This window comes from Bacillus sp. PS217 (genome assembly GCF_037963535.1).
Lineage (GTDB): Bacteria > Bacillota > Bacilli > Bacillales > Bacillaceae > Bacillus > Bacillus subtilis.
In genome coordinates this window covers 1817167-1826822 of the sequence record NZ_CP150157.1, presented here as the reverse complement: position 1 = coordinate 1826822, position 9656 = coordinate 1817167, and the positions used below count along the sequence as shown (strand labels likewise).

Sequence of the window (9656 nt, the reverse complement as noted above, 5' to 3'; positions counted from 1 at the left end):
ACTCCTCTCTTATTTGAAAGTTTTCCAAAACATATCTTTAGAAGCCCCCGTGTCTGAATGCACTTTTTTCTGCACGTTTTGAGCTGATGGTTTGATTAAAACGGGCTGCCTATTTAATTCCGGTAAAGGCAGAGGTTTTCTTCTAATTGAACGATCAACCAATTCTCTCCAGGCTTCTACAATGAGATGGGCGTTCGTTCCGCCATCTGCAAAACAATTAATTGCCGCAGCCGGCGTTGTCTCCTTCCACTCGGCTTGCGATCTGCTGAAATACAAATCTGTTTTTTCTATATCAAAATACGGCATATTTTCATTACCTGACAGGAACGGAACCAATTGTCTATGCTTCAGCATTAAAGCTACTTTAATCAGGCTCGCAATCCCCTCTGCACATAATGGATGGCCGATGTTAGGTTTCACCGATCCCAGCCCTAACGGAGCCTTTGATTCAGAACGGTAAATGGACTGGATTGCCTTTAATTCAAGTAAATCTGTTACTGCCGACCCCGATCCGTTCGCTTCAAGATAGCTGATCTCTTCAGTCTTTTTGCCGCTTTTTTCAAGCGCTGACAGCATGACGTCCTTTTGTGCCTCGAGATTCGGAGATGATGGGCCTGCCGTTCTTCCGTCATTATTAATCGCAGCGGCTTTAATGACTGCATATATGGAATCTCCGTCTTCAACCGCTTGGCTGACGGTTTTGACGAGAACCATGCCCACGCCTTCTCCTAAAATGACACCGTCTGCCCGCTTATCAAAAATATGGAATGACGGTTTGTCACATAAAAGTCCGCGCTCATAAAACATTCGATGCGCATCAGCATCAAGCAAACTGACGCCGCCTACAACCGCTGCCTCAATATCTCCGCTTCGCAGAGCCTGAATGGCCATATTCAGCCCCACCAGTGCAGAGGAACAAGCGGTATCCAGGACAATACTCGGCCCCTTCAAGTCAAAAAATTGTGAGATGTTAGCCGCTAAATAGTTTTGTCCGCCAGCGACTATCGGATTTCTTGCTTTTGAAAGACTGGCCGGATCAGGCTTGTGCTGGCTTCGGCCTCCTATATAAACACCAGCCCTCATGCCTTTCACTTCTTTCTCTGTATAACCGGCGTGATACCACAGCTTCAAGCTTTCCTCCAATACAGCCAAAGCTTGAGGGTCCATCGCTCTGACATCGTTTTCGGACATCATGAAGAAATCATGATCAAATCGGTTCATTTCATCAATGAGGCCCGCGTAATTTGAGCTGGAGTTCCCGAATCGTTCAGGCGGAACAGGCGCAATCGCAGACCGTCCATCACGTATTAGTTCCCAGTATTCCTCTAGGGTTTCTGCTCCTGGGAACCTGCAACTAAGACCGATGATAGCGATGTCCTCAGCAAGAAGTGCCGTTTTTTCATGGCTTATCTGTTGCGGCCGCTGTTCTGGCACCAGCTTCTGTTTCATCGCTGATTGCGGCTTGAGCGATGGCTGTTTCTCAGGAACAGATGGCTGTAAAACAGCTGATATGTCATATTTCGAAATGAGCCAGTGTGCAAAGGATTCTATTGTCGGGTATTCAAACAAAATTGACGGATCAATATCTCCATTTAATTGTTGGTTCATCTGCTGTACCAGCTGGGCCAATATAATCGAGTCGATTCCGTATTCTTGGAAAGGTTCATCCGTTTCAAAGTCTTCTGCAGCTATTTTCAGTTCATCTGAAAAAAGAGTTACGAGCCAGTCGACTGTTTCAGGGAACAGGTTGCGAGTGCTGGTTTGCTCTTTCATCTCAGGATGCGAGAGAGCTTCGACAGGCAATGACGGCTGCATCAGCTTATCCGGCTTCCAAACGTTTGTATCTGGTACTGCCGGCAGCACGACAGCATACTGTCTGTCTGATAGAATCTGGTCAAGCAGCTGTAATCCCTCGTCGTTTGTCAAACTGATCAATCCAGTTTGTTCTAAAGCTTTGCTTCGCACCTCGCCTAAACCGGTCTCCTTCCAGTTAGGCCACTGAATGCTTACAATGGGACATTTATCTTGATGAGCCTCCGCAAAATAATCCATAAAAGCATTTGCCATCGCGTAATCAGCTTGTCCTGCTGCTAGTGCAGGGATGGCCGCTGATACTGATGAAAACAAGGTGAAAAACGCCAATGGTTCATCTTGAAGCAGGTCAAACAACGTTTGCAGACCTTCGACTTTCGGTTCAAGCACCTGTCCGATCTCTTCTAGTGATTTTCTGATAAAAGCCGGGTTTTGTTTGTTCACCATCCCGGCACAATGGATGACTCCGCCAATCGCCCCCATTGTTTCGTGTATTGTCTTCAGGCTCTGTTCGACAGCAACCCTGTCTGTGAGATCCAGAGACAGCACCTGAACTTGCGCACCCATGTCTTCTAGCTCTTGAACGGCTTTTATTTTCTCGGCAAGCGAGGAAATTTTTACCGAATTCCACTGGTCACGCGGTGGAAGCTCTTCACGGCCGATAAGGACCAGCCGCTTAACGCCGTATGTTTTCACAAAATGCTGCGCACACAGCAAGCCGAGACCTCTTGTCCCGCCTGTAATGAGCAGGACTTTGTCTGTTGAAAACGATACTTGCTTATGACTTAGAGCGGCTTCTGCTGGCTGCTCTGTCAAATATGCGCGATATCGCTGTCCGTTTCGATAACAGACTTCTGATTCTGTGCTCTTGGCATAATATTCAACTGCAATCAGTCTGGCCAGCTCCCCATGAGAGGCTTCGCACTCCATATCTGCATGTCTTGAAGTAAGATGGCTGTACTCACTTTGAAGCATGCGGTATAAACCGGCCCGTGAAGCACCAGACAAAAGAACACCTTCATTTGCGTAGGCCTCCAGCCCCTTTGTTACACCCAAGATCGTCATATGATGCTTGCTTGTACGTCCTTGCTCGATCAGCTTTTGGAGCCAGTTTATCCAGCCCATAGAATGCTCATGGCTCGTTCCGCACCCGATCAGATCGATTGCTCCAGCAACGTGTTCATAGTCAGCAGCAGATACCCGATCCAGCTCTTGGCTGTCAAATATACGGTATGTCGAGAAATACGTCGAAAGCTCTTCCGCTAATGCCATTGTCTCCTCATTTGCCAAAATGGCGACGGTTTGATTCGTCATTTCTGCCGGTTCAATCGGACAAGGCTGCCACTGTTTACGCAGAAAGCAGCGCTTTGGCATCAGTTCGGAATGAGGGAGTGCTGTAGCAATGGTTTCGGGTTCACCTTCTTGAGTTGGCAGCCAGTAATACTCTTCCGCGAACGGATAAGCAGGCAGGCTGATTCGGCGAGGCGTGTATTCCCCATAAAGCTTGTTCCAATCTATCTGCAGCCCTTTCACCCATAGCTCTGCTACTTTCTCCAGCCTTTTTTTCTCTATCCATGTTTGCAGCAATGCTTTGGCATCATGATCCGTTTCAAACAGCTTGATTTCGCTCTTCTTCGTTTTCACGTGAGCAGCAAATATGCTGCCGTTCGGCATTTCAGCCAAATAATCATCTAAAGCTTTGATCAGCATTTCTCTCGAATCCGCCAAAAACGCCATGCGATAATCCATTGCTTCCCGGCCCGTCTGAAGTGTGTATGCCATATCCTCCAGATCGATATCTTCATTGGAAGTTACGAAATCTTTCATTGCTTCCGCATAGGCCTTCAATTGCTTCTCTTTTTTCGCTGAAAGTACAAATAATGCTGAGCGGTGCTGCTTTGTTAATGGATCGCTCCTCTTTTCAGGCTGATATTCCTCTATCACGATATGGGCATTCGTTCCGCTATATCCGAAAGAGCTCACACATGCTCTCCGCGGTTTTCCATCACCCGTTTCCCAAGGCTTAAGCTCCGTATTTACGTATAAAGGAGAATGCTCAAATTCAAAATGCTCATTCGGTGTCGTGAAGTTCAATGTCGGCACAAGTGTTTTATGATTCATGCATAATAACACTTTTTGAACCCCGGCTACTCCTGCCGCCGCGGATGTATGGCCAATATTGCTTTTGACGGAACCGATTGCGCAAAACTGCTTTTTGTCTGTTTTTTCTTGAAATACGGTGGACAGAGCTTCTAATTCAATTGGATCGCCTTGTTTTGTTCCTGTGCCATGCATCTCGACATAACTGATACTCTCAGGATGTATGCCGTATGTTTCATATATGTCTCTTTCCAGATCCATTTGGCTTTTTGCACTCGGTGCCGTGATTCCGTTTGTTTTCCCGTCCTGATTAATACCCGAGCCAATGATAATGCCATAAATATGGTCACGGTCCGCTTCCGCATCTTTCAGCCTTTTCAGAACCAGCGCACCCGCACCCTCGCCGGGCACAAAACCATTCGCGCTATTGTCAAATGCTTTACATTGTCCATCAGGTGAAAGCATGCCGGCCTCACACATACTCATGTAAGATTCCGGCGTCAGGTATAAGCTGACCCCGCCGACCAGCGCCATATCAATTTCTTTGTTTATAAGTGCCTGGCGCGCTAAATGTGTGCCGACCAATGAAGATGAACATGCGGTATCAATAGGAATCGCTGGCCCTTTTAAATTAAGAAAATACGGAATACGCGCCGCAGCGATCGCAAAGCTGTTCCCGGTGGCATTTGCTCTTGCCTGCCGGTTCAGCATGACCCCGTATTCATTGCTCATAATGCCGAGATATACACCGCATTTTTTCTCATTTAAAGTTCGGGCGTTGTACCCAGCGTCCTCAAAGGCTTTATAGCCTTCCTGCAAAAAGATTCGATGCTGCGGGTCCATCAGTTCAGCTTCTGATGGCGGAATATTAAAAAACAATGGATCAAAATGTTCAATATCATCCAGCATCCCCATTGATTTGCAGTAGACTTTCCCTTTTTTGTTGAGGACAGGATCATAGTATTTGTCTACATCCCACCGTGATGTTGGAATGTCCCGAATGGCATTTCTCGCATGAACCAGGTTATCCCAGTACTCTCTTACATTACGAGCGCCAGGGTATCTTCCCGACATCCCGACAATCGCTATCGCATCCTCCGGGCGGTCTTGAAGAACAGGAACCGTTTTCGTCACATGTTCTTTCTTTATTGGATGTTGAACAGGCTGTAGGGGCCGTTCTGCCGGCTTTGGATGAGATGGTGCTGCTGGCTTTTGCTGGGCTACTTCGAAAGAGTCAGTATGCTCTATCTTTCTATCAAGATGAGTTCCAAGCTCGGACTTTAGCATTTCGGCAAAAGCACGTATCGTTGGATAATCATATACTCTGGTTACCGTAAAAGACGTTCCGTATTGCTTGTTCACCGCTTTTATCCATTCGAGTCCGGTAATCGAGTCCATTCCGATATCTATGAACGCTTCGTCAATATCCACCTCGTATGGCTCCATGTATAACACGTCTGCTATGCTTTCCCTCAAGTTTTCATGCAGCGTTTCAATTGCTACAGCATATTGTCTTGATGCAGATATTTCTGCCGCTGCATATTGAATCGTTTCTTCAGCTTCCTCTTGCACTGGCTGATGATGTTCTAACGGCTGCAGAGATATATTAGCCGGTTTAGCAGCAGGTACCGCTGTTTTTTGTCTGATCGGCGTGTACGTCTCCGTTTGTTTTTTCTCCCCAGCTTGTGTGCTTAACTCGTGTGCTAAGTAAACAGCGAAATCACGTGTTGTCGGATAATCATATACCTTTGTGACATTTAGTGATGTGCCATACTGTTTATTTATTGCTTTTATCCATTCGAGCCCGGTAATCGAGTCCATACCGATATCTATGAATGCTTCGTCTGGATCAATCTCGTTTTGGTCCATGTACAGCACTTCCGCTAAGCCCGCTGTCAGTTCATCGCACAAGGCTTCCGCCGTGATCGTCTCTGTTTCTGTATCTGATGGAACACGCTCTAAACGATCCTGATTGGTCATTAAAGGCTGTAACGTAATATTGGCAGGCTTGCCACTGGCTTCTCTGTCTACAGACGGCTTCGGAATAACGGGCTGTACTGGAGCGAATGGCTCCTCCGTTCTTTTTTCCTCAGCCTTTGCATTTACGTCTATCCAATAGCGATCTCTTGAGAAAGGATAGGCAGGTAAACTGATGCGCCGCGGTTTTTGATCCTGATATAGCGTGCTCCAGTCGATTCGCAAACCTCTTACCCACAGGTCTAAAACCTTCGCATATTTTCCTTTTTGCAGCCATGCCTCAATTGTTTTTGACATATCCTCATCAGCAGCAAAAGCAGCAATGGCTTCTTTGTTGCTCTTTACTTGTCCGCGATAGACATATTCACGATTTTCTGTTCCGGAGATACATTCATACAGCTTTTCTTCAAGCTCTTGCATCGTTTCCGCAACGAACGCCAGCCGTTCTTTCATCGCTTCCCGGCCGACTTGCAGCGTATAGGCAATTCGGTGTAAATCTGCTTCAACATATGTTTGTTCACGAATGGCATGCAGCAATCGCTCCGCGCGTTTCTGAAGTCTTTCCTCATTTTTTGCTGAGAGCACAATGACAGCCGGCTGTTTCCTCGCTGGTAAACGTTCCTCCACAGGTTCCGGAGCATACTCTTCTATTAAAATATGGGCGTTCACACCCCCGGCACCAAATGAAGAGACTCCTGCGATTCTCGGTAATTCGATGTCTTTGCCATTGACACTGATGATCGGCCTCTTCCACTCTTCTAGCTCTTGCTGTACTTTAAACGGCGAGTTAAGGAAATCAATATTCGGGTTCAGCACGTTTGAATGCAGGGAAGGCGCAAGCTGCCTGTATTTCATTTGGAGCAATACCTTCGTTACTCCTGCAATACCTGCCGCACTCTCACAGTGCCCGATATTTGATTTGGCTGACCCTATTGCACAAAATTGTTTGTCATCGGTTTCTTGCGTAAACACTTTGGACAGCCCTGTGATTTCAATAGGATCACCGAGAGAGGTTCCCGTGCCGTGGGCTTCGATGTAACTGACTGTCCGCGGATCAACCTTCGCTTCCACAAACGCCTTTTTGATGACATCTGCTTGGGCATTCGGATTGGGCACTGAGTACCCGTTTGTTTTTCCCCCGTGGTTGATGGCTGTCCCCTTAATGATTCCATAAATGTGATCACCATCTTCAACTGCTTTAGACAATGGCTTCAAAAGCACTGCTCCAACGCCTTCCCCCGGCACATAGCCGTCTCCGCCCTGTCCGAAGCTTTCACATCGGCCTTTGCTGGACATAAATTTGTTCTGCCCGAGCATCAAATATTTATTTGGATGGATTGACACATTCACGCCGCCCGCGAATGCCGCCTCACATTCTCCGCGCTGCAGGCTTTGGCAGGCCAAGTGGATAGCCGTTAAAGAAGAAGAACACATGGTGTCTAAAGCAATACTCGGTCCGTGAAAATCAAAATAATAAGATACCCGGTTCGCGATGGATGATGGATTTCCCGTTAAAGCCAGAGACCTTCCCCGCACCTGCTCTTGTGCCCCGTACAGCTGATATTCTTCGTACATGACACCGACGTAAACACCGACGCTTCCGCCAAGCTCAGCATCACGCGTACGGCCGAGGTGCTCTCTTGTATAGCCTGCGTCTTCCATCGTTTCATACACGCACTGCAAAAATAAACGCTCTTGCGGGTCCATTAATTTTGCCTCACGCGGCGAAATATGGAAAAACTGCGGGTCAAACTTGTCTACATCCTTCATGAAGCCGCCCCACTTGCTGTAGGTTTTTCCAGGCTTGTCTTTATCTTCGTCATAATAAAGACTGTGATCCCAGCGGTCTGCAGGAATTTCCGTAATACAGTCTCGCCCGTCCCTCAGGTTTTCCCATAATTCATCAATGTTGTCTGCCTGCGGATAGCGACCTGAGATACCGATGATCGCAATTTCTTCCGTTTCCTTCTCTCTTACCTGCTTCTGCTCTTTATCTTGCAAAGGAAGAAATCCAGACTTTCTTGGGATAACTGGGATTTCTTGTTTTTCAGGTTCTGATTTTCTTTCAACAGAAGGTTTTCCCGTTTCAAATCCCAAGATGTCCAGCAGTTTTTCTCTGCGGGAATCAATAAAATACCGGGTTAATGACCGAATATCCTGGTATTCAAAGAACAGCGTCTTGGACAAAGATCCGAATACTTTTTCTAATTGACCCGTTACATGCATGATCATGATAGAATCGATCCCGTAATCCTCGAGAGGAGCTTCAGCATCAATCTGGCCAGCTGGCAGCTTAATCACCGAAGAAAGCACCTGTTTAAAATAGTTCTCCGCTTTTTCTCTTAGTATCTCTTCATCAATTTCCCCGATGATGTCTGCTTTTTCTGCCCCCTGATTGAGACTGCTTTTTTTGATATTGTGAGATTGGCCTTTGCCATGTCCCGTTTCATGTAAAAATGCACGAATCCGATCAGTAACACCGGAAGCAACTAACACTTGCGGGTTCCCTGACGTCCAGCCATGATATAGCGCCTGAATCCCACGATCTGTTTCCATGGCCACCATGCCTGTTTCTCTTTTCAGCATCCTTGCAGTTTCCGCATCAATTTGCATGCCCCCGTCTTTCCACAGCGGCCAGCACACTGAAAGAGTTTTTCCGTAACGCTTGTGCAGCTCTGCTTGGCCATTGCGATATTCGCTGAATGCATTCATAAATGCATTGGCCATTGCGTAATCAGCCTGTCCCGCGCTTCCTACTGCTCCGGCACCTGAGGAAAAAAGGATAAAGAAATCGAGCGGAAAATCTTTCGTTGCTTCGTCAAGGTGAATCAGTCCTGCTACCTTTGGAGCAAGAACGGTTTGAACCTCTTCTTTCTTTTTCTTTATAATGAAATTATCTTTTATTAAACCGGCGCTGTGAATGATGCCATCTAAGTCTCCATAAACGTTTTGGGTTTCTTTTAATAAGGCATCAACCGTTTGTTTGTCAGCCAGATCAGCTTGTCTGTAAATCGCTTGGATGCCAAGTTTCTGTAAGGCTTTAAGCTTCTTCTTCTTCCTTTCATCAAGCGGAGAGCGTCCTGTCAGGATCACAACCGCATCATTCGTTTGGTTTGCAATTTCAGTTGCAAAGATGAATCCAAGACCGCCCGCACCGCCTGTGATCAGATACACGCCTTTATCCTTCCATGGCATGTCAGCACTTAGGTGCTCACCAGACACTTCTTTCCACTTGCTTACAAATCGCTTCCCTTGCCAGTGGCGGATATGCGTGTCACGCGGATAGCGTCTGTTTTCCTCCAATATTTCGAATAGGTCACCAGCTGACATCCCGGTTTCTATTTCGATCAACTGTCCTGTCAGTTTTGGATTTTCCAGTTCAGCCGTTTTGAGCAATCCAGTTAAGCCGCTTAATAGCTGAGGCTCGTCCAACGCAGGCACCGCCACTTGAATGAATGTATGTCCTCCTGTTTTTGAGTGCATTAGCTGTTTGATTTCTTCAAATAACTGTATGGCATAACCTTCAAACCGTTCATCAATTGTCTCTGTATCATGCTGCAGAACTGTACAGTCAAGATGATTTTGGAGGCTTTCCATTTGTTCTCCAACATCACAGACAACGACTTTATGTGTGTCGTACTCTATGAGCTCTTGCCTCTCTGCAGCACGTTCTTCCCAAATATGTTCGAACAGTAGCGTGTCAGTCGCTTCAGAAGGACCTTCTTGATCTGTTTCTAACACTCTTGCAGAATAGCCCGTCAATCGCA

Annotated in this window: 1 protein-coding gene (running past one end of the window); it reads right to left on the bottom strand. The window is 46.7% G+C overall.

The window, feature by feature from the left end; all coding sequences use genetic code 11:
* Nucleotides 1–9 precede the first annotated feature (9 nt).
* A protein-coding gene (pksL, locus tag NSQ83_RS09410) for a polyketide synthase PksL (protein WP_198878790.1) crosses the window boundary here: on the bottom strand, nt 10–9656 show its 3' portion. It continues 3976 nt past the right edge of the window; 9647 of the gene's 13623 nt are visible here — the last part of the coding sequence; the start codon falls outside the window, past its right edge; the stop codon is at nt 10–12.